The organism is Herminiimonas sp. GW821-FHT09C12 (genome assembly GCF_059416385.1).
Genome location: NZ_JBWKPC010000001.1, coordinates 945,922 through 971,240, shown reverse-complemented (window position 1 = coordinate 971,240; position 25,319 = coordinate 945,922). Strand labels below are relative to the sequence as shown.

The window sequence follows — 25,319 nt, the reverse complement described above, 5'->3', positions numbered from 1 at the left end:
GGCATTAGAACATAAGTAAAAGCCGCCGGGCGTACTGTAAATTCTACAAATATCCTTATCGCATGCACATCCGCACCACATCAAGGTTTGGCTCCAGCGTGCAGCACAGTACAATACCAACAGAGTCAATGAAGTGCAGCGCGCATCATTGTGATATCCACTCCTTCATTCAAATACGTCGCCATGCAATTTCAGCATCTGATCGAAATCAACGACCCGCTCAATCCCCTGATCGATACGCTCACGCGCGATCAATTGTGGCGTGGCCTGGTTCTGCGCGCAGAATCACCGAAACTGTTCATTCCCTGGCTGGATGAATGCAAATTGCTGTCACGCAGCGAAGATGTGATTGCCCGCACACTGCGCTATGGCGAGTTGCTGGTGCACGATCGCGTCAACCTGACGCCACAGCAAACCGTGCATTACGACGTACCGGCGCAAACAGATATTCCCGCATCCAGCCTGCTCATCACGATAGAAGAGCCTAGTCCCGGTGCCTTATTCGTCCGCTTTTCATACGACACTGGTACTACCGACGATGATATGGATGCCTTCTACAACGAATTCCGCCGCTCGGCCTATCAGGAAGCCGATATCGACACGATACGCATCATTCGCCAATTGGCGGAAGAAGGACGTTTGGGCTTGCCGCTCTGATCGCAGGTGTACGCCTTGCACCTCAAGGCGCGCCGCAATAAAAAACGCCGGGCATGCCCGGCGTTTTCATTTTCATGTGCAAGAATCAATCAGGTACTTTGATTCCATTTTTGACGGATTTCACACCGCCGGTTTTCTTCGCTGTTTCGCCAGCCAGGTATTGCTGCCACTCGTTCTTGACCGTGCCGGACAAGGCAACTGCACCGTCCGTGGTCGCAGCGACTGCAATCTTGGTACCTTTCAGTTCCGCTTCCTTGGCCAACGATGCTTCTACCGCTTTTTGCAGTGCCGGGCTAGGTGCTGCCGCCGGCGCAGCAACCGCTGGTGCCGGAGCTGCGGCTGGAGCCGCCGCTGCAGGTGCTGCGGTTTGCGTATCGGTAGATGCACAGCCAACCAAAGCAGCAGAAAGGACTGCCAGAACCAAAGCGCGTTGAATGTTTTTCATAATGTCTCCTCCATTTATATTGGTTTTTACCAGTTTTTTTAGTGCGACTATATGTTGGAAAGCTAAAGCTGCTTCCGGAAATTAGTATAGGCACAGCCCTTGCGGAAAAGGGGACGCATTCTGGATTTTTTTTGAACGGAATTGACTTTGGACAGCTTCCGGCGGCGCTTTATGTCGCTTGTCGGCAACAACCGCTCCCAAGCTCGTAAAGATCAAGTTAAGGCTATAAAAAAGATGACGCTGAACTGATATGGCACCCAGCTACAAGCTCATCATCATTCGACCAAACCCGAACTCTGTAAACCAGTCACGATCATATCCACCGCTATCGTGCCTATCAGCAGCGCAGACATACGACCAACCAGATCGATGTAGCGATCAGTGATCGCAGCGTGTCGCTCCTTCAATCTGTCGTGCGCAATCTTCATCACGACCAAGATAGTGACCGTCAACACCAGCGTGCCGACAATGACGGCCGCCGCACCGAGCAAGGGCATACGTGTACCTATCACCACCGCAGCACTGACCGTACCGGGACCGATCATGATAGGCATCGCGATGCTGCCGGCCATCGCAGTCGGGTTATCGCGCAGACTCTCGATCGCATGCGCGCCGGAGAACACATAGCGTAGACCGATCATCAAAAAGATAATGCCGCCGAAAATCTGGAAGGATGCAAAACGTACTTGCAGATAATCACGGAAGAATGCTTCGCCACCCCATGCGAACAGAACAAAGACGCAGGCACTGATCAAGCTGCCGCGTATCAGCACGCGCGCAAAGGTCGGCGTCGGCAATCCCCGTATCAGATCGAGCAGATAAATGCTCATCAGGAAGGGATTGAACAAGGCGAAGAAGAGCGCGAAAGAACGCAGGTAAGTTTCCATTTATTCCTTTAGCGCGTCGCCGTCAACGACAAGTGTTCAGTCAATAGCAAGCGCTTGTGGCGTCAGTTCGACGATGTCTTCACGCGCAGCGACAAACTCCGGCCGTGGTTCCAATCCGCCTTTGGGTGCATCCAGTTGATTGGCGATGCTGTTATAGACGAAGAACACATTGCTGCGCGGATAAGGCGTGATGTTGCCGTTGGAGCCGTGCATCGTATTGCAGTCGAAGAAAACGACGGAACCAGCTTTGCCTGCGCACGACTTGATGCCGCCCATATCGGCTAGATAACGCAACAGAATTTGATCAGGCACGCCGACTTCCTGTTTCTTCAATGATTTCTTGTAGTTCTCATCCGGCGTCTCGCCCATGCAGGAGACGTAGTGATGATGCGAACCGGGAATCAGCATCAGTGGGCCGTTGGATACACTGTTATCAGTCAACAGTATCGAACAGCTCAATGCGCGCATGGCTGGCATGCCATCTTCGCTATGCCAGGTTTCAAAATCGGAATGCCAGTAAAACTCTTTACCGGTAAAGCCGGGTTTGTAATTGATGCGCGATTGATGGATATAAACTTCGCTGCCGAGTATTTCACGCGCGACATTGAGCACGCGCGGATCACGCACAAGGTTGGCGAAAATTTCATTCAAACGATGCACATTGAAAATCGAGCGCACTTCACCGCTGCCCGGTTCTGCAATCACTTCCTTGCGGCCGGTATTAGTAAAGTCTTCGCGCATGGCTTGCATCGCATCGAATAGATAGGCAACCTCTTCTGCGTTGAATAATTCCGGCATCAGCAGAAAACCGTTTTCCTGATACGACGCACGTTGCATCTCATCGAGTTGCGTCTTGTGCTTAATGTCGTGTTCATACACTACCGGGTCCTGGCGCGCCAGAATGCCGGCATTGTTTTGCGTACGTGTTGGGTAGGCATCTTGCGAAAGCATGATCATCTTCTCCTCAACTTTCTGCCGTGGCCTTTTCGACCTCGACCTTTGCGATAGTGGTGGCAGTTTCAGGCACTAATTGATAGACGCCGTTTTCATCGTGCATCTCGTTGCCTGCCAGCGGTGGATTGAAGGTGCAGACCAGATGCAAATCGGTTTCTGCACGCAGCCAGTGTTCATCGTTCTTGTTCAACGCATATAAAGTGCCCGGCTCGATGCGGAAGGTTTCGCCGGAAGGAATCAGTTCGACCGAACCGGTACCTTCGACGCAGTACACACCTTCCAAATGATTCTGGTACCAGATGTGTGTCTGCGTACCGGCGTAGATCACTGTGTGATGCATGGAGAATCCCATGCCGTCTTCACGCAACAGCAAGCGCCGGCTGGCCCAGGTTTCCGCCTTCACATCACGGCTGGTATCGAGTATGTCTTTGAGTCTGCGTACGATCATGCTGTCACCTCTTTATCTGATTCAACCTGATCTTTGATTTTTTCACTAACGGCTTCGGCTACGGCGTGTTCCAGAATGTCGAGACCAGCGAGCATGGTTTCCTGTTCTATCGTCAGCGGCATCAGCAGTTTGACGACTTCATCCTCACCACCGGATGTTTCAATAATCAAACCGTTCTGAAAGGCGATCGCTGTAATGCGATCAGCCACCGCAGGATCAGCACAAGCAATGCCTTGCATCATGCCGCGACCGCGACGCGTCAACTCGGCATCCGGATAACTAACCACCAGCTTGTTGAGGAAAGCTTCTATCGCTTGCGATTTCTTTTGTATCTCGGTCTGGAATTTGTTATCGCTCCAGTAGTGCTGCAACGCTGCCGTCGCCGTCACGAAGGCGAGATTGTTGCCGCGGAAAGTACCGTTATGCTGACCCGGCTTCCATACATCGAACTCCGGCTTCATCAACAACAAGGCCATAGGCAGGCCGAAACCGGACAGCGATTTCGACAAGGTGATGATGTCGGGCTTGATGCCTGCAGGTTCGAAACTGAAGAAGGTACCGGTACGACCGCAACCAGCTTGAATGTCATCGACGATCAAGAGAATCTTGTGACGCTGGCATAACTGCTCGAGCTTCTTCAACCAGTTCAAACCGGCGACATTCAAACCGCCCTCACCCTGTACGCACTCGGCAATGATGGCAGCAGGAAGATCAACGCCGCTGCTAGGATCGGTAATCAATTTATCCAGCATCGCAATGGTGTCGATGTTCATGCCGAAGTAACCGGAGTAAGGCGCACGATGTACATCATTCAATGACACACCAGCAGCATCGCGGAACTTGCGATTACCGGTCAGTGCCAGCGAACCGAGCGAGACGCCATGAAAACCATTGGTGAACGAAATCACCAACTGGCGACCCGTCACATTACGTGCAAGCTTGACCGCCGCTTCTACCGCATTAGTGCCGGTCGGACCGGTGAACTGCATCTTGTATTGCATCTTGCGCGGCTTGAGGACATGGCTCTCGAAGGTTTGCAGGAAGGTTTTTTTCGCACTGGTGGCCATATCGAGGCCATGCACAATGCCGTCTTCCGACAGGTAGTCGATAACAGCCTGCTTCATCAGCGGATTGTTATGGCCGTAGTTGAGCGTACCGGCACCGGCCAGAAAATCGATATAGGTGTTGCCACCTTCATCAGTCAGCTTGGCGTTTTGCGCGGTAGCAAATATGGTTGGGAATGAGCGGATGTAGCCGCGAACTTCTGATTCAAGTCGATTGAATATACGCATCATGTTTCTCCTGATGGTGAGTAAATGAAATGGCCGAGTGCAACGCAATCACGCTGCGCACTATCACTAGCCAAGTTGGTAGAGCCATTCTTCTTCGTGCTTGCCGTCGCCAAAATCGCTGGCGGCGAAATACGGCTGTGCCGTAATGCCGATGTTGAAACGCTTGGCATAGCTGTCGAATAATTTTTGCGAGCCGATGTTGCTTGGGCTGATGGTGGTTTCTATCTTGTGAAACCGATGGGTGACGGCACAACGTGCGGTCAATTGATCCAGCATGCGTGAAGCGAGGCGCTGGCCTTGTGCATGGGGTGCAACAGCAACTTGCCAGATGAAAAGCGTACTTACTTCTTCTGGTTCTATCGCCGGTCGTATATAGGCGGTAACCGCACCGACCAGTTCGCCGCCTACTTCTGCCACTATGCAGGTAGCACCGTGATGCTCGCACAGCAATAGATAGGCGTAGCGAGAGTTGAGATCCAGCGGCGGACAACGTGCGATCAAATCATGCAGATCAGCACCGTCGCGACGCTTGGGTGGACGCAGCACGATGTTATCGATGACTGCGCCTATTACTCGTGTGTTCATGCTTTCTCCTTTTTCGAGAAAAGCGATCCCCGCAGTCATTAAAGACCACAGTTACACTCGTCAGTTAAAGGGAAATCAGGTTTGCGCGCGGAGCTTGCTACTACTTATCGCAAGCGTCCTGCTACACAGGTTCGGCAGGTATTTTGGCTTCCAGCAATGAGGCAAATTGTTCCAGCGTGACGATCAAGGCTTGACGGTCGGTTTCTGGCAGCGCGCCTAGCAGGCTGTCGAAACCATTCGGTAATGCCGATGGTGCATTGGCAAGAACCGCTTGGCCCGCCTCCGTCACTGCGACAAATACATTACGACGATCACGCGTATCGCGCTCTCGTTGTACCAATCCTTTTTCTTCCAGCCGATCAACAATGCCGACCACGGTACTGGGACTGAGTTGTATGGCACGCCCGATGGATCTGAGCGTACTCGGCCCTAGTTCTGCAATTGCAAGAAGTGCCACAAGTTGTGGCGATGTGATGTTATGAGTGACTGCCAAGCGCTTCGAATGGTGCTCCACGCACTGTGCAATACGTCGTACGCTTTGCAAAATGCGGATCGAATCATTTACGGTAACAAGTTTGGCGATGTCATTCATGACCGCGAGTTTAGCGACACTTTTTCATTCTGTCGCGCCGCATCACGATAACGTCACATTTTCCTGTTTTTGATATCCCGGTTGCTTGATTAACAAGCAGCCATCTTACCCGCCAGATCGATTGATGTCAAATCATTCGCATACGAACCATGTTGATAGGAATCAATATTTCAGCGCAGCATCTCTATGTGCGGGATGCCATCTTCCATATACATCTCTGATACTGGTTGGAAGCCGAAGCCGGCATAGAAGCGCTGCAAATGCTCTTGCGCCGAGATGCGAATCGCACTGCCGGGGAAGTGCTGCGCGACGCGGCGCATGCCTTCAGTCAGCAATTGTTTGCCCAAACCAAAGCCACGTGCGGGCTGCGTAGTCAGGACGCGGCCGAGTGCCGCTTCAGGATATTTGTCGCCGGGTGCGAAGCAGCGCAGATAGGCGAATAGTTGCGTATCGTCTGCCGCGTTCCAGCCCAGAAGATGAAATGCGCGTTGATCGTCACCGTCGATGTCGGCGTACAGACATTGCTGCTCCAGCACGAAGACATCTTGCCGCGCACGCAATGCAGCGTACAAAGCTGTGCCGTCCAGTTCATCGAAAGTGGCCCACTGCCAGCGGATAGTTGGCGTCGCTGTCTTGCGCATTATTTGTCGCAGCCTTGCATGCCGCAGGCCTGCAATTTCAAATCTTCGGTGCGCTGTTGCGTGTGGCGCGCCAGGCAAGAGTAATGCAGCAGCGGCCAGATAGAACCGGATTCTTCGCGCGGACCGGTGTTGGCAAAGCAATCCTTGTCGCGAAAAGTAATCCACGTGCGTTGCGCATCGCGCAAGCGCTGCTTGGCGGCGGTATCTTGTTGCGCCTGCATGGTGAACTTGTATTGCTGATTGAGCGCTTGATCGGCGATACCGTAGCGATGGCTGGCGCACATATTCATCGTGAGCTGGTTTTTGTCGCAATCCTTCAGCGCTTCTTGCATGACTGATTGGTCTTGTGCGATGGCTGCTGCACTGACTACTAACAAAACACTTGCAAGAATATGGGCGTTTTTCATTTTTTGTTCCAGTAACTGAATTCAGCTTCGTAACAAGTGACGTCCAGTTCGGCGACTTTATCCTGCATCGCGGACTGTGCATCGGCAATCGCCTGATTGTAAATGCTCGGCCCCAATTCCCGCACGCAAAAATCGAGCAGCAGCTTGGCTTTAAGGTCACCTATGTCTTCATCCATATTGGTACTGAAGTAGCGCTGGATAGAACCGATCAGACGTTCTTCGGTTTCTGGATTGAGTTTGATGGTCATGATGATGTGGACTGATTAATTAATTTAGATATCGACCGGATCGACTTCGAGCGACCAACGCACACGCGTCTTCATCTCACGCAAAGCGGCAATCCAGACTTTCAGGAAAGCTTGCAGCGCCGGACGCGACGTACATTCCACCAGCAATTGCGCCCTGTCGACATTGGCGACGCGCGTCATCGTCATCGGGATCGGATCATTCATCGTGATGCCGGGATAATCAACGCAGGCTATCGCGGCATGCAGGAAGTCGAGCGCGATCTTGATTTCCTTCGCTTCGGCACGCAACAGCGCTTGATAAATGAAAGGCGGAAAACTCGCCTGCTGCCGCTCTTCCAGCAACTCGCTGGCGAAGGTGTCGTAATCGTGTGTACGTACTGCGGCGAATAAAGGATGTTGCGGATAGCGCGTCTGTATCAACACTTCACTCGCGCTGCCGCCCTCCTTCTGCGCAACGCGACCAGCACGACCGGCAACCTGCATCAATTGCGCAAACAGTCTTTCGCTCGCACGGTAATCGTGCGAGAACAAAGCGGTATCGGGATTCAACACGCCTACCAAAGTCAGATTCTGGAAGTCATGTCCCTTCGCCACCATCTGCGTGCCGATCAGGATATCGACTTCGCCTCTATGCACGGTATCGAAAGCTTCTTGCGCACTACCCTTGCGCCGCGTCGAATCGGCATCGATGCGCATGATGCGCGCCTCGGGAAATATCAGTTGCAGGCTTTCTTCCACACGTTGTGTGCCGCGACCCAACGGTTGGATATCGACGTTGCCGCAATCCGGGCAGGATCGCGGTATGCGTTGTTCGTAGCCGCAATGATGGCAACGCAAACGTTTATCGAGTTTGTGCAACACCAGGAACGCACTGCAACGCGTGCAGTTGCTGATCCAGCCGCAGGAGTCGCAAGCAATCACCGGAGCATAACCGCGACGATTCAAGAAGAGCAGCGATTGTTCGCCACGCTCCATGCGTAACTTCAGGGCGGCGATCAGCGTCTCGCTGATGCCTTCCGTCATTTTTTCACTTGGTGCTTTACGCTCCAGATCGATCAAGCCAACCTTGGGCAAAACTGCATCCTTGACGGCGCGCTCACGTAATTCGAGTTTGCGATAGCGACCGGATTGCGCGTGATGCCAGGTTTCCAGCGAAGGCGTGGCGGAACCAAGCACGATAGGAATACTTAATTGATGCGCACGCCACACCGCCAGATCGCGCGCCGAATAACGCAAACCCTCTTGCTGCTTGTATGAAGGATCGTGTTCCTCATCAACGATGATCAATTTCAAATGCGGCAGCGAGGACAGAATCGCGAGCCGCGTGCCGAGCACGATGCGCGCATGGCCCAGATGCGCAGCCATCCAATGCATCACGCGTTCACCTTCAGCCAAGCCGCTATGCAACGTCGCAATCGCCACACCAGGGAAACGTGCGCGCACGTTGGCTTCCAGTTGCGGCGTCAGATTGATCTCCGGCACCAGAATCAGGATTTGCGCCGGATTATGTTCATCTATGCTGTGCGCGAGGATTTGCGCAGCGGCTTGCAAATAAACTTCCGTCTTGCCGCTGCCGGTCACGCCATATAACAAGGTCGGTGCAAAACCGGTCGCGCCGGCTATCGCATCGGCGGCCTCTTGCTGCGCCGGATTCAGTTGCGGCATGGCAATCGGTGTGGCGTCATGTACGGCGTCGGCCTTGCCCAGCTTCTTGATCGCTTTATCCAGCGAAGTGGTTTTCAGCGCGCGCAGATTCTTCGGCAAACCCGGAATCGCCACTTCGCCCAAAGGACGCTGGTAATAATCGGCGGCAAAGGCGCACAGCGCGATCCATTCAGGCGACAGCGGTGGTAATTGCGTACGCACGGCGATCGCCTGCTTGAGCTTATCCAGCGGGACGTCGGTGCTCTCATGTACAGAGATGATCAAGCCAACTACCTCGCGCCGGCCGAAAGGCACCAGCGCCAGTTGGCCGGCTAGCGGACGCGCACTATCCGCATCCGCGGCGACCCAAATATAGTCGAAGCAGAAATCGAGCGGCGTGTCGAGGGCGACTTTGAGGATGCAAGGTTCCACAGAGTTAATGTAAGACCTGAGGAAATGACGTAACTACCCGTTTCATAAGCGCTTTTTTATCTATCCACAGCCTCTGTGGATAACTTTGTGGATAAGAGCCTCTTGACAGCCGGAGAGGCCAGTATTGATGCGGCTTCCAATAGATTGCCTAAAACCAATGCAGAAATTAATCTGTTTTAAATCAACCACTTATAAATAGATGATTTTTATTATTAATAAAAATATTAAATAAATGATGTTGCTGCGCACAAGCTTATTTTTGTGCATAAGTTTGCTCTGACTATCGCAAACATGCTTTTTATTCCATATTTTTATCGATGCACTGCACACATTCAATTGACTAATAAACATCGCCAAAAGAGGCATTTCAAATGCCGGATTTTGTTGCATCCGCACAAAGACTTCAGGTGGAGCATAAGGAAATTCGCTAACTTGCGGTTTCCTAAACGCTTTTTAAAAGTATCCACAAGCCTGTGGATAACTTTGTGGACAATTACCCGTCTTTTCCCACTCACCTGGACAAGATGCCTAGTGCATCATTTTGCCTGCCATAACAGTCGAAAATAAACTGTTTAAAATCAACAAGATAAAAGCAACTTGCCTCACACAGCCAAATCTCGAATAACAAGCATTCTCCTTATACTCACGCACCATTTTGTGAATAAGCTTGGAAATTTTATGCTGTAAAGAAATTGTGAAGCAGATTCTGCTGCTGATTTTGCACTTCTTCAATGCAAGAATTTCTTGTCAACAAGTAAACCGTTTGTGTCAAAGCCGCGCTTCAAACCTCATGTGAAATATCAACAAGTGCGCTAACTCCACGTTTCTTAAGCCCTTTTTAAGCTATCCACAAAACCTGTGGATAACTTTGTGGATAAACCCCATAGATGGCGGGAAATGCCATGTTCCATGCGGGTTTCAATAAAATGCTAAAACAAGAAGCAAATTATTTAACCAATAAAATCAAAGACTTACAAATCACGCTTTGTAAAGAATTGTGAACCATGGCGGAAACCGCCAACGTTGCTATCAACTGCACATTCTGTGCATAAGATAAATCGGTACGCGCCAAAACTGAGCATTTTTAACGCGAAATTAAGCGCCGTACGCTTCATTTTGTGCGCAAGCCCTCGCGCACAAGCGGTTTTAGCCTTGCGCGTGCAGTGGACGACTGAATTCATGCACCGCATCGACCAGCACCGAGACCGCTTCCGGCGGCGTGAATTGCGAGATGCCATGACCCAGGTTGAAAACGTGGCCGGAACCGGCGCTGTGTTTGCCGAAGGATTCCAGCACTTTGGCGACTTCGGCGCGGATTTGATCCGGCTGGGCGAACAGGATGGTTGGGTCCAGATTGCCTTGCAGCGCGACGCGATCGCCAACCTTGGCACGCGCGGCACCCAGATTCACGGTCCAGTCGAGGCCGACGGCATCAGCACCGACGCCAACGATTTCCTTCAGCCACAAGCCGCCACCTTTGGTGAAGACGATGCTTGGAATGCGCACGCCGTCTTTTTCCGTCTTCACATGCTTCATGACTTCACGCATGTAATGCAGAGAAAACTGCTGGTAAGCGCCATCGGCCAGCGCGCCGCCCCAGGTATCGAACATCATGACGGCTTGGGCGCCGGCATCGATTTGTGCGTTCAGATACGCCGCAACGGTGATCGCATTGGTTTGCAGGATGTGGTGCATCAGATCAGGACGGTTGTAGAGCATCGCCTTGACCGTGCGGAAATCATCCGAGCCGCCGCCTTCAACCATATAGCAAGCCAGCGTCCACGGGCTGCCGGTAAAGCCGATCAGCGGCACGCGGCCTTTGAGTTCGGTGCGGATTTGCGTGACGGCATCAAATACGTATTGCAGCGAGCCCAGCTCCGGCACTTTCAGCGCCTGCACCGCTTTTTCATCGCGCAACGGACGTTCGAACTTTGGCCCTTCACCTTCGATGAAGTACAAGCCCAAACCCATGGCATCCGGCACCGTCAGGATGTCAGAAAACAGAATCGCCGCATCCAGATCGTAACGATCCAGCGGTTGCAGCGTGACTTCTGTCGCGTAATCGGGATTCTTGGCCAAACCGAGGAAAGAACCGGCACGCGCACGGGTGGCACGGTATTCAGGCAGATAACGACCAGCCTGGCGCATCAGCCACAACGGCGTGTATTCAGTAGGCTGGCGCAGCAATGCGCGGAGAAAGGTGTCGTTCTGGAGCGGAGCAAATTGTGTAGGCATCAGACGGAGTATCTCGATTGAATTCACTGCATTAAATGAGCCGCTATTATCCCCTAAAGAGGGCGCAATCGGACCGTCGATGCCACTCTGTCATTAAATCGCGCAGCGATATGACGATTATTCGCGATGACCTATGTTGAATAATTTGTCCGAGCGTTCTTCTTCGGCGATGGCGCGGATGTAGTTGGCGAAGTCTTCATCTTCACCACGCAGCAATTGCGGCAACAAATAATAGAAGTCTTCACGGCGGCACCATTCGCGCATGTAATCGTCCCAGGAATGCCAGCGCCGCAAGGCTACGCCACGCATATCCGACTCATAGGACACGATGTAGGCACGTTCGAACAAGGCGATCAGCATTTCAAAAATGATCAAGGCCCGTTCACGCTGTTCATCATTGAGATCGCTACGCGCCTTGGTGCTGCGCAATTGCAGATCCGGATTATCCAGCACGATTTTGAGGAAATCGTTATAAGCGTTTTGCAATAATTGGTATGCCTCTTCATCCTCCGCATCGCGCTCCTTGCGTTGCTCGTACAGAAAAAGAAAAATCGCAAACGGTAACGCCAGCGTCGTTACGATGAAGCTGGCCATTTCCCAGAATCCGGGATCGAGAAGAAAGCTCATGATTGCGCAGTAAGGATGAAGACGATTCAGTGTACCGCGTGCGCAGGGTAAATATCCGCCACTCAGACAAACATGTGCCACATGCAAATTCCCCGCTTACAATAGTTGCACTGCACATCAGGCGGAGTATCGATGCAACAGCAACTTCATTGCGACATCCTCATCGTAGGCGGCGGCATCAACGGTGCCGGCATTGCGCGTGACGCCGCAGGTCGCGGCCTCTCTGTCGTGCTGTGCGAAAAAGACGACCTCGCCTCGCACACCTCATCCGCCTCCACCAAGCTGATACACGGCGGCCTGCGCTATCTGGAATATTACGAATTCAGCCTGGTGCGCAAAGCGCTGATAGAACGCGAAATCCTGATGCGCTCCGCTCCACACATCATTCATCCACTGCGTTTTGTAATGCCACACGACCAGGGTCAGCGTCCGGCGTGGATGATACGTGCCGGCTTGTTCCTGTACGACCATCTCGCCAAACGCGAACTGCTACCCGGCTCACACGGCATCGATCTGCGGCAACACTCAGCAGGTGTCCCGTTGAAAGCATCGTTCAGCAAAGGCTTTGTGTACTCCGACGGCTGGGTCAACGATGCGCGTCTGGTTGTGTTGAATGCCATCGCCGCTGCAGAAAACGGCGCGACCATACTCACGCGCACCGAATGCGTAGCAGTAAAGCGCAACGCGACAGACTGGAACGCCACATTGCGCAGTGCCAAGGATGGAGAAATACAGGTACAAGCAAAATTACTGATCAACGCTGCCGGTCCGTGGGCTGCCAGCTTTTTGCACGACACCGTGCACGGTCGCGCTGGCAAGAAGCTGCGCCTGATCAAAGGCAGCCACATCGTCGTCAAGAAATTATTCGATCATCCCTACGCCTACATCTTCCAGCATCCCGACGGCCGCATCGTCTTCGCGATCCCGTACGAACAAGACTACACACTGATAGGCACTACCGATATCGACTATCACGGTGATGCTGACAAGGTCGTCATCGATGCAGAAGAAATTGATTACTTGTGCGAACTGACGAACCGCTACTTCGCCCAACCGATCACTCCTGCCGATGTCGTATGGTCTTACTCCGGTGTCCGTCCGTTGGTTGAAGATGAAAAAGACGACGACAACGAAAGAGCCTCCGCCGTCACCCGCGATTACAAACTCGCCTTCGATACCGACGCCGCACCGCTACTCACCATCTTCGGCGGCAAGATCACCACCTTCCGCAAGTTGGCCGAAGAAGCCGTCGATCTAATCGCACCCGCACTGAGTAATCAACATGGCGCATGGACGGCCGATGCTTGCTTACCAGGCGGCGACATCTTCGGCAGCAAGCCGAACAATCGCGCGGTGATGGAATTCGATGATTACGTACGCGAATTGCAGCAAGAATATATGTGGTTACCGCCTGCCCTGATAGAACGCTATGCGCGTGCATACGGAACGCGGATCAAATTGTTATTGGCTAATCGATCTAGCATTACAGATATGGGCGAAGAAGTTGCGCCGGGATTGTTTGCGGCAGAAGTTGAATATCTGACGACATATGAATGGGCTACTTGTGATGAGGATGTTTTGTGGCGACGGTCGAAGCTGGGGCTGACGTTTATTAAGCAAAATGAAAGAGCCATTTCTCTAATCGATCATGCTTAGTGACTTCCCTGCAAACAAATTATGCTAACTTGGCAAAATTCAAAGAATATTTTTATAAAACAAGGGAGACAAAATGGACTGGTGGGCTTGGCTTTTATTGATTATCGCTGTCATTTATTTATATAACCGCCATGAAAATAAAAAGCTGCAGGAGCGAAGAGAGCACCTTTTAGCAAAATATAACGATGCCGCAATCGTTGACATGATTATTAAAAAACAGTTTTGGCAAGGCCAAACTGAGGAACAGCTTTTAGACTCTTTGGGAAATCCATTAGATATCGATCAGAAGGTTTTAAGAACAAAAGTGAAAGAAACCTGGAAATACAATTCCATCGGTAAAAATCGCTATGCCTTAAGAATTATTATAGAAAATGGCGAAGTTACTGGATGGGATAAAAAATAAATACCTTTGAGTGTCATAACTAAATTTCACCTATCTTGAATCTTATGGACTGGTCTTCTCTCATCATCGGCATAATTGCCGGTCTTTTTGTCAATCTCCTGACACCCTCCGTGCAACGTGCGCTTGCTAAAGCCGTAAATTGGTCTGGCGCCAAAATTAACCACTTAAGTCATGCCGGACTACGTTTAAGACTCCAGCAACTAGAAGAAGACCACGCTAACATTCTCAAATTGAGGAATAACCCGCCCGAGCTTATCGCCCTTGCAATGGGATCGATCATGTCTATAGTTCTCATGATGTTTATCATCATGGTCACAACATTCATTTTTGTAATTTCAAACATTGAGCAACCTACTCCCCGTTTCAGTCCTTGGTATGGCGCAATTGGCGGCATGCTTGGTTTAGGTACACGTTGGTTAATTGGAGCACTAATTACTTTTGGCACAATTAATAAAGTAAAAGACTTCGATGTTTTTGAAAGAAAAAATCTTGCTGACCAACAAAAAATTAAAGGATTTTTAAACTGACTTTCAAGTCGAACATATCTGATTTCGTATTTAAATACACAATTCTTCAAGTAAAAACCACGTACCTATCTACCACCTCATCAACCATCATCTTCCGCGATTTCAACTTTTCTAGGATTTTTCGCACTAGCTCATTTTTACTTCTCATATTTTTGTATTCGCCATACAGGTGTGGACATATTGTCCAAGCCTAAAAATGTTTCCGCTTGAGAAGTTAAAATCCCGATCTGCCGATTTTCCACAAGATGATCGCGCTGTTCGTACACCATGCCAAAACGCATGCGTGTGTCTCATCAATACCGTCACAAAGAGAAACAACCATGAGTACTACTTCCCCTGAACTGCAGTTAGAGAAGATTTCAAAGTTCATCGGAGGCATCATGCGGGGGCGTGATCCGGATTTGGCGGATCATCTGCAGCGCTTGCACACCAAGGCTGCTTTGTTTGGTCGTTATCTCGGCTACTCCGAAGAAGATGCACAGATGCTTGCCATAGGCGCAGGCATACATGACATCGGCAAGCTGTGTATCAACGAGCAGATTTTGAACAAGCCTACTCGCCTGACTGCGACAGAATTCTTCCTCATCCAACAACACCCTGTAGCCGGCCATCAATTACTGGCACCACTGGAACTGGATGCGCGCATTACTGACTGCGTGCTTTACCACCATGAGAATTACGATGGCAGCGGATATCCGCACGGATTAAAGGGAGAAGCCATTCCATTGTTCGCTCGTGTTGTGAGAATCTGGGATTCCTACGATGCGATCACGATGAGCCGTCCGTATCACAATGGGCAATCCAAGGAAGCTGCCTTAACGATATTGCAACGCGATCATGCGCGTTACGATCCGGTCTTGCTCGAAGCCTTCATCAACATGATGAGTGAGTTACAACCGGCTTGAACTAGCTGCGCGCATTAGCGCACAGCCTTATTCGACGCAGATATTTACGCATCTAGCTATACACAAAAACAAAACGCGGACAGAAATTCTGCCCGCGTTGTTTGCTTGATTAAGACTAACTAATTAAGCAGCCTTCAAACTCTGCACATTATCTGCCACCGCATCAATCGCGATCTTGCGTGGCTTCAATGCTTCCGGAATTTCTCGCGCCAGTTCGATATTCAACAAACCGTTATCGAGTTTGGCACCAACGACGTGTACGTGATTGGCCAACTGGAAGCTATGCTCAAAATTACGTGAAGCGATGCCTCGGTGCAGGAAATTGCGCGCGCCTTCTTCGCCTGCCTTGCGGCCGGTGATCTTGAGCGTATCGCGTTCGGTTTCAATTTCAATTTCCGAACGGTCGAATCCTGCGACGGCCATCGTGATGCGGTATTTGTTCTCGCCTACCAGCTCGATGTTGTATGGCGGATAACTAGGTTGCGATTCGCTGCGCTGTGCGTCATTGAATAGTTGTGCCAGACGATCAAAGCCTATGGCGGAACGGTAAAGTGGGGAAAAGTCATAAGTGCGCATGGTTATATCCTTTTAAAGTGAAGCGATATGGTTGACGCGGACCTCCATTGAGCATCCGCTGAGACGGATATAGGCACGACAAAATGACTTTCAAGATCTTGAAAAATCGCTCTGTCGCCCTGATGGCAGAGCGATTTTTCAATTTATTTTTCTCTCTCCGCTGCAAATATTCTGATTAGACGACTCACGTCTCCCTCCAAAGCGCGAACTTCAAACTTCTTTACACAAAAAATCTTGCAATTAAGTATCGTATCGACGAGAATCTAAATGAGAATAATTGCTATTTGCATGCAATAGCACCACCGAAATGATATGAAAACGATTACCTAATGGAAGCACGCGCGAATAACCCTCAACGTGCTTACTGGTTAAAAACCCTGCATCAATGGCACTGGATCAGCTCGGCGTTATGCCTGCTGGGCATGCTGCTGTTCAGCGTGACCGGCATTACGCTTAATCATTCGTCGCAAATCGAAGCAAAACCACAAGTTTCCACGCAAGAAGTGCAACTGCCCGCCGCACTGCAAACCCAGCTGGCAAAGTTGAACACCGCCGAATCAAGCAGCAACTCCGGCAAGGAAAATGCTGCCTTGCCCGTTGAATTGCAACGCTGGATGAAAGACACCTTGTCGGTGGATGTCAGCGAACGTGCAGCGGAATGGTCGCCGGAAGAAATCTATATCGCCTTGCCGCGTCCGGGTGGCGATGCCTGGGTGCGCATAGATCGCGCCAGCGGCGCGGTGGAATTTGAATCGACCAATCGCGGCTGGATTTCTTACCTGAACGATTTGCATAAAGGCCGTAACACGGGCACGGCGTGGAGCTGGTTCATCGATATTTTTGCAGCGGCTTGTTTGATTTTTTCCATCACTGGTTTGTTCATCTTGAAGATGCACGCGACCAATCGTCCAAGTACCTGGCCTATCGTCGGCTTGGGCGTGTTGATTCCATTCTTGCTGGCTATTTTGTTTATTCATTAATTTCTATTCATCGATTACTACGAGGTTCTATGCGAATTTCTTATTCCTTTATGTTGGGTGCTGCGCTCACAACGCCAGCCTTCGCTGCTGATATGAATGTCAAAGTCGAGATCCCTCGCTTGACCGTGGCCGAGTATCACAAGCCTTACGTCGCGTTCTGGATCGAAGGCGCAGATCAAACTTTCGTACGCAATCTGGCGGTCTGGTACGACTTGAAGATGAAGAATAACGAAGGCACCAAGTGGCTGAAAGACATGCGCCAATGGTGGCGTAAAAGCGGTCGCGATTTGCAGATGCCAGTCGATGGCTTGAGTGGCGCAACCCGCGCACCGGGCGAGCAACAACTCACGTTCAACAGCGCCAAAGCCGGTCTCGATAAATTACCCGCCGGTGAATACACATTGGTGGTGGAAGCCGCGCGTGAAGTCGGTGGTCGCGAATTGCTCCGCCTACCTTTCCAATGGCCGATCAAGACAGCACAAACCGCGCAAGTCAAAGGCGAGCATGAGCTCGGTACCGTTACTCTCGAATTAAAACCATAAAATCCAAGGACACTTCCATGAAAAAAACTTCTCTGTGGCGCGCAGCAGCGCTGGCTGTTTCTCTCTCCGTCGCCCTGCCTATGGCTGCACACGCGCATCGCTCCTGGATGCTGCCATCGGCCACTGTGTTGTCCGGCAATGAACCTTGGGTCACAGTTGATGCAGCCGTGTCCAACGATCTGTTTTACTTCGAACACAATCCATTGCGCCTGGATACGCTGGCCGTGATCGCACCGGACGGCAGCGCCGCACCAGTAGAAAACAAAAGCACGGGTAAATACCGCAGCACCTTCGACGTAAAGCTGTCGCAAAAAGGTACTTACAAATTAACGATGGTGAACGACGGCTTGAACGCAAGCTACAAAGTCGGCACAGAAAACAAACGCTGGCGCGGTACGGCGGAAACCTTCGCCAAGGAAGTGCCAACCGATGCAACCGATGTGAATGTAAGCCGCATGCAAAGCCGCATGGAAGTATTCGTCAGCTCCGGCAAACCGACTGACACTGTGTTGAAACCAACCGGCGTTGGCTTGGAACTGGTCCCGATCACGCATCCTAACGATTTGTTCTCCGGCGAAACCAGCAACTTCCGTTTCCTGCTTGATGGCAAACCGGCTGCTGATATTGAAGTCACTGTAATCCCAGGCGGCATCCGTTATCGCGATCAACTGGGTGAGATCAAAGTCAAGACAGATAAAGACGGCAAGTTCAGCGTCAAGTGGCCGACCGCCGGCATGTACTGGATGAGCGCCAACAACGGTGGCCCGCAAATGGGTCCTCAAGCTGCTAGTGCAAACGCTGCGCCACGCGCAGTCGGCACACTGGCGAAACCTATACGTCGCGCCAGCTACACCGCGACACTGGAAGTGCTGCAACCGTAAGCACACACACTCAGCTGCGCCCGTTGCCCTTTCCCGGCAACGGGCGTTTTTCATTCTGATGCTATGGCTGCAAAATTGCCAACACTATGCGACGCACACTAGTTCCACTCATCGACACTCCACCTGAATCGCCAGCCTTGGGCGGCGTCGTGCACACCTTGCACGGCCAAACGATGGGAACGAGCTGGTCGGTCAAACTGGTGGCGGAAGTAACACGTCGCTTGCCACCTTTGCGTCAGGCAATCCAAGATCAACTCGATACCGTCGTTGCGCAAATGAGCACTTGGGATGCGACATCAAATCTGAGTCAATTCAACTATGCACCGGCAGGTTCGTGGCACAAGTTGCCTGATGAATTTTTCACCGTACTGGAATATGCATTGCGCGTCGCGCGTGACAGCAATGGCGCTTACGATCCAACGGCTGGCGCATTGGTCAATGCCTGGGGATTTGGTCCCAGCAAACGTTATAACGAAGCAGACTTCATCACACCGACACAAGCTGAGTTGGATGCAGCGCGCGCGCAATGCGGCTGGCAACGCATACTACTCGACGCAACTGCGCGACGCGTGCAACAACCGGGCAATGTGTATATCGATCTATCCGCAATTGCCAAGGGCTTTGGCGTTGATCAAGTTGCCCGCGAATTACAACAGCGTGGCATAGACAGTTTTCTGGTGGAAGTCGGCGGTGAATTACGCGGCGAAGGGGTCAAACCGGATGGACAACCGTGGTGGGTTGCGCTCGAACATCCACTACCGGATGCGTTGGCATCCGCTGCATCTAACACCGTCATTGGCATGGAAACCATCGCAGCGCTATACGACTGGTCTGCCGCGACATCCGGCGATTACCGTCGTTATTTTGAAAACGATGCGACGCGTTTTTCACACACGATAGATCCACGCAGCGGCGAACCGATACGTCATGGTCTTGCTTCCGTCACCGTACTGCATCGCGATTGCATGGCAGCAGATGCATGGTCAACTGCGCTCGGCGTGATGGGTGCAGAACAAGGCTTGGCTTACGCAAACGAACATGAACTGGCGGCGCTATTTATCAATCGCAGCAAAGATGGTTTTGAAGAACATCTGAGTTCATCACTGTTGGACTTGCTGCAATGAACTGGAGCGAATCAACCCGCGTGATCGTGGCGACATTACTTGTCGTCGCCTATCTCGCTTTATGTCTGGTGATCTATTACGCGCAGCGACGCAAGCAGCAACAGGCTTTGCGTGATGCTGCAGCGCTCAGACCTGCAGCTGATGGCACACAGCCGTGGCTTATCGCTTATGCAAGCCAGACCGGCTCCGCCGAACAACTCGCATGGCAAACCGCGCGCATGCTGCACACCGCGGGTGTCCCGACACGCGTGGCGAGTTTGTCTGAAATCGGTCTTGATGATTTGATGCAAGCGGAACGTGCACTCTTCGTCGTCAGTACTTACGGTGAAGGTGACCCACCGGACAATGCCTCGCTGTTCGCCACCAAGCTGATGAATGCCAAGCAAGCCTTGCCGCATTTGCACTTCGGTGTACTGATGCTGGGCGATAGCCACTACGCACACTTCTGCGGCTTCGGCCACACGCTGACACGATGGCTACGCAAATGCGGTGCGCAAGCCTTGTTTGAAAGCGTGGAAGCAGACAATGGCGACAACAAAGCGCTGCACACCTGGCAGCATCATCTGAGCCATATCGCCGGCACCAACGATGCCCCTGATTGGCAAGCGCCGTCTTATCAGCAATGGCGACTCGCAGCGCGCCATCATCTCAATCCAAAGAGCGCGGGTGGTGCCACTTTCCACCTTGAACTGGAAGCACTGAGCGAACATGCGACGTGGGAAGCCGGCGATCTGGTGCAAGTACTGGCACCGGCCGATCAAGAACGTCCACGCGAATATTCAGTTGCATCGATTCCAGCTGATGGTCGTGTGCATCTATTGATTCGTCAGGAACGACGCGAAGACGGCACGCTCGGTATCGCATCGGGTTGGTTGACGGAACAAGCGACTGTAGGGCAAACAATCGATCTACGCCTGCGTGCGCACAGCAACTTTCGCCTCGGTGACAACCAGCATCGTCCATTGATCCTGATCGGCAACGGTACTGGCCTCGCCGGTTTGCGCAGTCATTTGAAAGCACGTGCAGCCAACGGTGCGCAACGCAACTGGCTGGTATTTGGCGAACGTAATGCAGCTAACGATTTCTACTATCGCAATGAGATCGAAGCGTGGCAAACCCAAGGCGTATTGGAACGTGCCGACATCGTGTTCTCGCGCGATCAGGCTGAACGTGTTTATGTACAAGACAAACTACGCGAGCAAGCAGAAAACGTACGCGCATGGCTGGCAGCAGATGCGGCGATTTATGTGTGCGGCAGTTTGGAAGGCATGGCTGGCGGTGTAGAAGCCACATTGACCGACATCGTCGGTGCAGAAGGTGTAGAGCAGTTAATTCAGCAAGGTCGTTATCGACGCGATGTGTATTAGCGCTAAACGCATGAAACGTTCAGCGCAATTTCACCCCACTCTCAGCGTCGCAAAATCCTTAGCCAGTATCTTTTCTGCAAAAGCGCGAAAACCAGGATGCGCGGATAAAAGCAAATCATTGCCTATCTTGTTCATGAATGCGACCGTGGCCGTCGCTGGAATTTTTTCCAGCCATCGCGTTGCTTCGTCAATTCTGCCGCGCTCCGCCAGCATGCAGGCATAACTATACTGACCGCGGAAATCTCCCGCCAGGGCCGAATCGCGATAATACTTAAAGGCGGTATTGCGACTCGCCTCTACGACGATTCCTTCTTCGTAGTAACGCCCCACCAGATTCAATGATTTGGCATGGCCCATGTCTGCCGCCTTGCGATACCAATCCAGAGCCTTCGCCTGATCCAACTCCACGCCACGGCCACGCGATAGCAAATTGGCATAGTTGTACATACCCCAATCCAAGCCCGCTTCAGCAGCACTACGATACCAATGCGCGGCACCTGCGGGATCAATCTGCGTACCCCAGCCATGCTCAAGACAACGTCCTCGCATATTCATCGCCATCGCCTGTTGCTGCTCCGATGCCGCAACGAACCAGGCATACGCTCGTACTACATTTTGTGGCACACCTCGACCATCCAATAGCATTTGTCCCAACAGGACTTGCGCATTGCAATCATTCAATGCTGCCGCCGCAGCCAGCCATACGACCAGAACTTCAGGCTCACCACTCAACAATGCTTGCCAATGTGCAGTAGGCAATGCCTCCAACTCTGCTTTCGTTGTTGGCAGAGAATGATCTAGCGTTTTCATGTATTGGCCCATTGCCGTATCAGGTTGTGATACACGCCGATCAACGTGCGACGCGCCACCGGATCGGCATCGCTCGCATTCAAGGTTTGAATCGCGTTATCCATATCGAATAGCAAGGCACGATGAGCATCATCGCGCACCAGGCTCTCTACCCAGAAGAAGCATGCAGTTCTTACGCCGCGCGTAATGGGCGTCACCTGATGCAAGCTGGTTGCCGGATAAAGGACCAAATCACCGGCGGAAAATTTCACTCTATGCACACCGTAGGTGTCTTGTATTTCCAGTTCTCCGCCGTCGTATTCCTGTGGATCGGTCAGAAAAAGTGTCGCTGATAAATCCGTACGCAATTTCCGTCCACCCATGGGCGGGAAACGAATGCTGCCATCTATATGCGCACCGAAAGTCATGCCTTCGCTATAGCGATTGAACATCGGCGGATACACTGCATTCGGCAAAGCGCCGCTAATGAAAAGTGAGTGTCCTTCAACCGCCGCCAGAACAATTTGCTGACACTCTTGCGCCACGTTCGAGCGTTCATCAATCTGCTGATTCAGTTTTACCGGCGCGCCCTGGTACCCTGCAGTAACGCGACCGTCCACCCACGCAGAGCCCGCATTTGCCAGCTTGTCATTGATGAGTTTCAGCTCTGTTTGATCGAGTACTTCAGGAATACGGATAAGCATAAAAGCCTTTCAGTGCAACATTTACATACTGATGTAATCGCATACCAGTATTGGTCATACCGCTAATACCCTAGCCTCAAAGTGTAAGCCAGCCGGATACTGCTTTCAAAAAAGAAAATGCCGCCCGGTTTTACGCGAGCGGCCGTGATACTAAAGTTTTATTGCCGTTTCTTAGTACTTCACATTCAAAGCCAGCACTGCTGAACGTCCCGGAGCAATCGAAGCATAGTGCGACGAATAAGCCTGGTTAAAGTAAACCTTGTCCGTCAGATTTTGTACGTTCAATTGCAAGCTTACGTTTTTGTCGATCACGTAAGTCGCCATTGCATCGAATCGTGTATAGGCAGGTACCCACTTTGTGTTGGCCGTATTGCCATAGACACGCGAAGTGTAGAAAGCTCCACCGCCTATGGTCAGCTTAGGCATGACCGCGTAAGTCGTCCACAAGCTATAGCTGCTGCGTGGCGTATTTGGGAACTGTTTGCCAGCCACTGCCAAGCCTGCGGCGTTACCACCGCCATTGACGATTTCACTATCGAGGAAAGTGTAGCCGCCGAAAACTTGCCAGTTCTTGGTCAGATTACCTGCAACGCCCAGTTCGATACCATCGACCTTGTAGTCACCAGCAAGTTGTGTGGTGCCATCACCCGCAGTTACCCGAGCATTGACTTTTTGTGTACGGAAGATCGCTGCCGTCAGCAACATCTTCTTGTCGAGCACATCCCACTTGGTACCGATTTCATAGGTTTTGCTGCGCTCTGGAGCCAGATCTTGAATTGTCGCGCTGAGAGTACCGCCCTCTGTGGAGCCGTCACCATTGCTTAATCCGACAGGAGTCGAAGATGTACTATAGCTTGCATAAATGCTGCCATTTTCGGTCGGTTTATATACGATGCCGCCCTGATAGTTGAAGAAGTCGGATTTGTTCTTCAGATTGGCAGCAGCGCTGATGGCACTGGCACGATAATTATCGTAACGCACACCAGCATTCACAGACCATTGCTTGTTGAATTCCATCGTATCAAAAGCATAGAGCGAGGCAGCGCTATTTGTCGAATTGGTTGGGTTATTAGCGCGAACAATGGAACCGGTCCATGGATCGTATGGGTTCGGATTATACAAACTTGTACAGTTGTAGTTTCCAGCGGCACCCGCACCAAGTGGGCAGGTATTTGTACCTGTATTAACGACATAGCTGTCTCTGGTTCCTTCTTCGCGAGACAACTCAACACCTGTTGAGAAGCGGTGCTTTACGGAACCAGTCACAACTTCACCGTACAACTCTGTTTGGTTTTGCAATGATTTAGCTTCACTCGCCCGAGTATTGGTACGACGCCATACCAAACCGTTATAAATATTGCCCTTGCTATCATCCGGCTGAGTCATGACGTAGTCATTACTCGACTTGCTATAGCGTGTCGTATTGCGGAGGTGCAAGGTCGAGCTAATGTCATGATCGACACGTACGGTAAAGATATCGGCTTGTGTCTTTCTGAAATCGCGATTTACCAAACCATAGAAATTGTTCCGATTGACATTGACTGGCTGACCGTCACCTCGACCTAAAGTCGGATTGTTGTACGGGATGCCACTATCAGGCAAATCATCCGATTGCATGTGGTAGTAGCTGAGGTTGACGCGTGTCGGTGTATTCATACCAAAGGTCAGCGATGGCGCGATGCCCCAACGGCTGTTTGATATGGCATCACGACCAGCAACACCCGCGTCGTGATACATCGCATTCAAACGGAATGCCATCGTATCGCTAAGCACGAAGTTACCGTCTGCGGTCACACGTTTGTAGTTGTCGGTACCCACTGCAACACTACCTGCACGTAGCTCCTCTTTCAAAGGTGCTTTGCTCACCAGATTCAGACTGCCGCCAACGGCACCGCCACCACCGAAGGTCGAACTTGAACCGCGAATCACTTCTACCGATTCCAGATTGAATACTTCACGAGACTGCGATCCCAGATCACGCATGCCATCAACATAAGTACTGCTTTGTGCATCGAAACCACGGATGAACGGGCGATCACCAGTTGGATTCCCGCCTTCACCTGCACCGAAAGTAATACCAGGAGTGGTACGCAATGCTTCCACCAAGGTAGCCGAACCAGTCTGGCTCATCACTTCTGAAGTGATCACCGTGATCGACTTTGGTGTATCCAGGATCGGAGCTGTGAATTTGGTAGAGGATGCCTTGTCGACTTTAAAGTCGCTGCCGGCAGCTTCCGTTACGTTAATTTCTGGCAGCACAGCAGCTTCAGTAGCAGACTGCGCGTGCGCTTGCTGAACTAGCGCCTGAGTTGAGAATGTCGCAAACAAGGTTGCTGCGATCTGGGTATACCTGCGATCCATAATTTTCCATCCAGTGCGTAAATTTAATATTCACAACGCGATTTGGCTGGCGAAAAGCTTGGAAGCTCATTGAGGCTGGCTGGCGAGTGCGAGAGTCGGCATCATGTATCTGACACCTTCGTTTTATGACGGTTGATATTGCCGTCCATCATTCTGTTGCGCATCCCTTGACTTCAAAAGCCTAAGGGATATGCCCCCAAACATAGACACGCTATTCATCTGAGGATTTCTTAATGGATTGAATGATAATAATTCGCATTACGTTGGTCAATAAAATGTACCTAAAGAAATACCAACTGTTGCAAACGCGTGTTAAGAAACCGTTAAAACACTGACTTCGTCGCCTTTAAATTGAAATGATAATGGTTCGTATTTATACTCTAGCCTCATCGGTTGTACACAACTAACAA

The 25,319-nt window shown here is 51.4% G+C and carries 27 protein-coding genes; 10 read left to right on the top strand and 17 right to left on the bottom strand.

The genetic code is table 11. The annotated features are described in order from the left end of the window. Window positions 1-183 precede the first annotated feature (183 nt). Window positions 184-657: an SRPBCC family protein gene (locus AC07N2_RS04570; protein ID WP_494777206.1), complete on the top strand. Its 474-nt coding sequence runs from the start codon at window positions 184-186 to the stop codon at window positions 655-657. Between the two features lie 85 nt (window positions 658-742). Here AC07N2_RS04570 and AC07N2_RS04565 read toward each other — a convergent pair whose 3' ends face one another. From AC07N2_RS04565 to AC07N2_RS04505, 13 genes are all read right to left on the bottom strand, one after another. Beyond that, window positions 743-1,102, bottom strand: coding sequence for a BON domain-containing protein (locus AC07N2_RS04565; RefSeq protein WP_494777205.1), 360 nt, complete (start codon window positions 1,100-1,102; stop codon window positions 743-745). A gap of 275 nt (window positions 1,103-1,377) precedes the next feature. Next, complete coding sequence (locus AC07N2_RS04560) at window positions 1,378-1,989, bottom strand: MarC family protein (RefSeq protein ID WP_494777204.1); 612 nt, start codon at window positions 1,987-1,989, stop codon at window positions 1,378-1,380. 36 nt (window positions 1,990-2,025) lie between these two features. Further along, window positions 2,026-2,946 (bottom strand): ectoine hydroxylase, encoded by a 921-nt coding sequence (thpD, locus tag AC07N2_RS04555; protein ID WP_494777203.1) that lies wholly within the window; start codon window positions 2,944-2,946, stop codon window positions 2,026-2,028. A gap of 7 nt (window positions 2,947-2,953) precedes the next feature. Beyond that, window positions 2,954-3,391 carry an ectoine synthase gene (locus AC07N2_RS04550; protein ID WP_494777202.1) on the bottom strand — a complete coding sequence of 146 codons (438 nt, stop codon included), beginning with the start codon at window positions 3,389-3,391 and terminating at the stop codon, window positions 2,954-2,956. Further along, window positions 3,388-4,683: a diaminobutyrate--2-oxoglutarate transaminase gene (ectB, locus tag AC07N2_RS04545; protein WP_494778110.1), complete on the bottom strand. Its 1,296-nt coding sequence runs from the start codon at window positions 4,681-4,683 to the stop codon at window positions 3,388-3,390. The genes AC07N2_RS04550 and ectB overlap by 4 nt, the downstream gene beginning before the upstream one ends. A 66-nt stretch (window positions 4,684-4,749) precedes the next feature. After that, on the bottom strand, window positions 4,750-5,268 hold the full coding sequence (ectA, locus tag AC07N2_RS04540; protein WP_494777201.1) for a diaminobutyrate acetyltransferase: 519 nt from the start codon (window positions 5,266-5,268) through the stop codon (window positions 4,750-4,752). A gap of 121 nt (window positions 5,269-5,389) precedes the next feature. Beyond that, window positions 5,390-5,860, bottom strand: coding sequence for a MarR family winged helix-turn-helix transcriptional regulator (locus tag AC07N2_RS04535; RefSeq protein ID WP_494777200.1), 471 nt, complete (start codon window positions 5,858-5,860; stop codon window positions 5,390-5,392). 170 nt (window positions 5,861-6,030) lie between these two features. Next, window positions 6,031-6,501 carry a GNAT family N-acetyltransferase gene (locus tag AC07N2_RS04530; RefSeq protein ID WP_494777199.1) on the bottom strand — a complete coding sequence of 157 codons (471 nt, stop codon included), beginning with the start codon at window positions 6,499-6,501 and terminating at the stop codon, window positions 6,031-6,033. Further along, window positions 6,501-6,908, bottom strand: a complete 408-nt coding sequence (locus AC07N2_RS04525; RefSeq protein WP_494777198.1) for a lysozyme inhibitor LprI family protein — start codon at window positions 6,906-6,908, stop codon at window positions 6,501-6,503. Before AC07N2_RS04525 ends, AC07N2_RS04530 begins: the two co-directional genes overlap by 1 nt. Continuing rightward, entirely contained in the window at window positions 6,905-7,156 is a 252-nt protein-coding gene (locus AC07N2_RS04520) for a DUF2164 domain-containing protein (protein ID WP_076592852.1), read from the bottom strand. Before AC07N2_RS04520 ends, AC07N2_RS04525 begins: the two co-directional genes overlap by 4 nt. A 24-nt stretch (window positions 7,157-7,180) precedes the next feature. Further along, entirely contained in the window at window positions 7,181-9,232 is a 2,052-nt protein-coding gene (locus AC07N2_RS04515) for a primosomal protein N' (protein ID WP_494777197.1), read from the bottom strand. A 1,146-nt stretch (window positions 9,233-10,378) separates the two neighbouring features. Beyond that, window positions 10,379-11,467 carry a uroporphyrinogen decarboxylase gene (gene hemE, locus AC07N2_RS04510; protein ID WP_494777196.1) on the bottom strand — a complete coding sequence of 363 codons (1,089 nt, stop codon included), beginning with the start codon at window positions 11,465-11,467 and terminating at the stop codon, window positions 10,379-10,381. Between the two features lie 117 nt (window positions 11,468-11,584). Beyond that, window positions 11,585-12,094 (bottom strand): hypothetical protein, encoded by a 510-nt coding sequence (locus tag AC07N2_RS04505; protein WP_494777195.1) that lies wholly within the window; start codon window positions 12,092-12,094, stop codon window positions 11,585-11,587. Between the two features lie 132 nt (window positions 12,095-12,226). Between AC07N2_RS04505 and glpD the strand changes: the two genes are divergently transcribed. From glpD to AC07N2_RS04485, 4 genes are all read left to right on the top strand, one after another. Further along, window positions 12,227-13,750, top strand: a complete 1,524-nt coding sequence (gene glpD, locus AC07N2_RS04500) for a glycerol-3-phosphate dehydrogenase (RefSeq protein ID WP_494777194.1) — start codon at window positions 12,227-12,229, stop codon at window positions 13,748-13,750. Window positions 13,751-13,823: 73 nt separating this feature from the next. Next, a complete protein-coding gene (locus tag AC07N2_RS04495) occupies window positions 13,824-14,153 on the top strand; it encodes a DUF2845 domain-containing protein (RefSeq protein WP_494777193.1) in 330 nt (109 codons plus the stop codon). Window positions 14,154-14,197: 44 nt separating this feature from the next. Continuing rightward, window positions 14,198-14,680 carry a hypothetical protein gene (locus AC07N2_RS04490; RefSeq protein WP_494777192.1) on the top strand — a complete coding sequence of 161 codons (483 nt, stop codon included), beginning with the start codon at window positions 14,198-14,200 and terminating at the stop codon, window positions 14,678-14,680. A 320-nt stretch (window positions 14,681-15,000) separates the two neighbouring features. Then, the gene (locus tag AC07N2_RS04485; protein WP_494777191.1) at window positions 15,001-15,585 is read left to right on the top strand and encodes an HD-GYP domain-containing protein; all 585 of its coding nucleotides are present in this window, start codon (window positions 15,001-15,003) and stop codon (window positions 15,583-15,585) included. Window positions 15,586-15,708: 123 nt separating this feature from the next. Here AC07N2_RS04485 and AC07N2_RS04480 read toward each other — a convergent pair whose 3' ends face one another. Continuing rightward, on the bottom strand, window positions 15,709-16,161 hold the full coding sequence (locus AC07N2_RS04480) for an Hsp20 family protein (RefSeq protein ID WP_494777190.1): 453 nt from the start codon (window positions 16,159-16,161) through the stop codon (window positions 15,709-15,711). A 329-nt stretch (window positions 16,162-16,490) separates the two neighbouring features. Between AC07N2_RS04480 and AC07N2_RS04475 the strand changes: the two genes are divergently transcribed. The 5 genes from AC07N2_RS04475 (at window position 16,491) to AC07N2_RS04455 (ending at window position 21,055) form a co-directional block, all read left to right on the top strand. Then, window positions 16,491-17,141 (top strand): PepSY-associated TM helix domain-containing protein, encoded by a 651-nt coding sequence (locus AC07N2_RS04475; protein ID WP_494777189.1) that lies wholly within the window; start codon window positions 16,491-16,493, stop codon window positions 17,139-17,141. A 29-nt stretch (window positions 17,142-17,170) separates the two neighbouring features. Continuing rightward, window positions 17,171-17,683: a DUF2271 domain-containing protein gene (locus AC07N2_RS04470; protein WP_494777188.1), complete on the top strand. Its 513-nt coding sequence runs from the start codon at window positions 17,171-17,173 to the stop codon at window positions 17,681-17,683. A 17-nt stretch (window positions 17,684-17,700) separates the two neighbouring features. Further along, entirely contained in the window at window positions 17,701-18,564 is an 864-nt protein-coding gene (locus AC07N2_RS04465; RefSeq protein ID WP_494777187.1) for a DUF4198 domain-containing protein, read from the top strand. An 86-nt stretch (window positions 18,565-18,650) separates the two neighbouring features. Then, entirely contained in the window at window positions 18,651-19,688 is a 1,038-nt protein-coding gene (locus AC07N2_RS04460) for an FAD:protein FMN transferase (RefSeq protein ID WP_494777186.1), read from the top strand. After that, the gene (locus tag AC07N2_RS04455; RefSeq protein WP_494777185.1) at window positions 19,685-21,055 is read left to right on the top strand and encodes a sulfite reductase subunit alpha; all 1,371 of its coding nucleotides are present in this window, start codon (window positions 19,685-19,687) and stop codon (window positions 21,053-21,055) included. Before AC07N2_RS04460 ends, AC07N2_RS04455 begins: the two co-directional genes overlap by 4 nt. 30 nt (window positions 21,056-21,085) lie before the next feature. Here AC07N2_RS04455 and AC07N2_RS04450 read toward each other — a convergent pair whose 3' ends face one another. The 3 genes from AC07N2_RS04450 to AC07N2_RS04440 all read right to left on the bottom strand — a co-directional run bounded on the left by AC07N2_RS04450 (window position 21,086) and on the right by AC07N2_RS04440 (window position 24,909). Further along, entirely contained in the window at window positions 21,086-21,865 is a 780-nt protein-coding gene (locus tag AC07N2_RS04450) for a tetratricopeptide repeat protein (RefSeq protein ID WP_494777184.1), read from the bottom strand. Then, complete coding sequence (locus AC07N2_RS04445) at window positions 21,862-22,548, bottom strand: Fe2+-dependent dioxygenase (RefSeq protein WP_494777183.1); 687 nt, start codon at window positions 22,546-22,548, stop codon at window positions 21,862-21,864. The genes AC07N2_RS04450 and AC07N2_RS04445 overlap by 4 nt, the downstream gene beginning before the upstream one ends. Window positions 22,549-22,719: 171 nt before the next feature. Next, on the bottom strand, window positions 22,720-24,909 hold the full coding sequence (locus tag AC07N2_RS04440; protein ID WP_494777182.1) for a TonB-dependent receptor: 2,190 nt from the start codon (window positions 24,907-24,909) through the stop codon (window positions 22,720-22,722). Window positions 24,910-25,319 lie beyond the last annotated feature (410 nt).

Coding starts and splice junctions, on each gene's coding strand:
- AC07N2_RS04570 (WP_494777206.1), top strand. CDS start 184: ATGCAATTTCAGCATCTGATCGAAATCAACGACCCGCTCAATCCCCTG.
- AC07N2_RS04565 (WP_494777205.1), bottom strand. CDS start 1,102: ATGAAAAACATTCAACGCGCTTTGGTTCTGGCAGTCCTTTCTGCTGCT.
- AC07N2_RS04560 (WP_494777204.1), bottom strand. CDS start 1,989: ATGGAAACTTACCTGCGTTCTTTCGCGCTCTTCTTCGCCTTGTTCAAT.
- thpD (WP_494777203.1), bottom strand. CDS start 2,946: ATGATCATGCTTTCGCAAGATGCCTACCCAACACGTACGCAAAACAAT.
- AC07N2_RS04550 (WP_494777202.1), bottom strand. CDS start 3,391: ATGATCGTACGCAGACTCAAAGACATACTCGATACCAGCCGTGATGTG.
- ectB (WP_494778110.1), bottom strand. CDS start 4,683: ATGCGTATATTCAATCGACTTGAATCAGAAGTTCGCGGCTACATCCGC.
- ectA (WP_494777201.1), bottom strand. CDS start 5,268: ATGAACACACGAGTAATAGGCGCAGTCATCGATAACATCGTGCTGCGT.
- AC07N2_RS04535 (WP_494777200.1), bottom strand. CDS start 5,860: ATGAATGACATCGCCAAACTTGTTACCGTAAATGATTCGATCCGCATT.
- AC07N2_RS04530 (WP_494777199.1), bottom strand. CDS start 6,501: ATGCGCAAGACAGCGACGCCAACTATCCGCTGGCAGTGGGCCACTTTC.
- AC07N2_RS04525 (WP_494777198.1), bottom strand. CDS start 6,908: ATGAAAAACGCCCATATTCTTGCAAGTGTTTTGTTAGTAGTCAGTGCA.
- AC07N2_RS04520 (WP_076592852.1), bottom strand. CDS start 7,156: ATGACCATCAAACTCAATCCAGAAACCGAAGAACGTCTGATCGGTTCT.
- hemE (WP_494777196.1), bottom strand. CDS start 11,467: ATGCCTACACAATTTGCTCCGCTCCAGAACGACACCTTTCTCCGCGCA.
- AC07N2_RS04505 (WP_494777195.1), bottom strand. CDS start 12,094: ATGAGCTTTCTTCTCGATCCCGGATTCTGGGAAATGGCCAGCTTCATC.
- glpD (WP_494777194.1), top strand. CDS start 12,227: ATGCAACAGCAACTTCATTGCGACATCCTCATCGTAGGCGGCGGCATC.
- AC07N2_RS04495 (WP_494777193.1), top strand. CDS start 13,824: ATGGACTGGTGGGCTTGGCTTTTATTGATTATCGCTGTCATTTATTTA.
- AC07N2_RS04490 (WP_494777192.1), top strand. CDS start 14,198: ATGGACTGGTCTTCTCTCATCATCGGCATAATTGCCGGTCTTTTTGTC.
- AC07N2_RS04485 (WP_494777191.1), top strand. CDS start 15,001: ATGAGTACTACTTCCCCTGAACTGCAGTTAGAGAAGATTTCAAAGTTC.
- AC07N2_RS04480 (WP_494777190.1), bottom strand. CDS start 16,161: ATGCGCACTTATGACTTTTCCCCACTTTACCGTTCCGCCATAGGCTTT.
- AC07N2_RS04475 (WP_494777189.1), top strand. CDS start 16,491: ATGGAAGCACGCGCGAATAACCCTCAACGTGCTTACTGGTTAAAAACC.
- AC07N2_RS04470 (WP_494777188.1), top strand. CDS start 17,171: ATGCGAATTTCTTATTCCTTTATGTTGGGTGCTGCGCTCACAACGCCA.
- AC07N2_RS04465 (WP_494777187.1), top strand. CDS start 17,701: ATGAAAAAAACTTCTCTGTGGCGCGCAGCAGCGCTGGCTGTTTCTCTC.
- AC07N2_RS04460 (WP_494777186.1), top strand. CDS start 18,651: ATGCGACGCACACTAGTTCCACTCATCGACACTCCACCTGAATCGCCA.
- AC07N2_RS04455 (WP_494777185.1), top strand. CDS start 19,685: ATGAACTGGAGCGAATCAACCCGCGTGATCGTGGCGACATTACTTGTC.
- AC07N2_RS04450 (WP_494777184.1), bottom strand. CDS start 21,865: ATGAAAACGCTAGATCATTCTCTGCCAACAACGAAAGCAGAGTTGGAG.
- AC07N2_RS04445 (WP_494777183.1), bottom strand. CDS start 22,548: ATGCTTATCCGTATTCCTGAAGTACTCGATCAAACAGAGCTGAAACTC.
- AC07N2_RS04440 (WP_494777182.1), bottom strand. CDS start 24,909: ATGGATCGCAGGTATACCCAGATCGCAGCAACCTTGTTTGCGACATTC.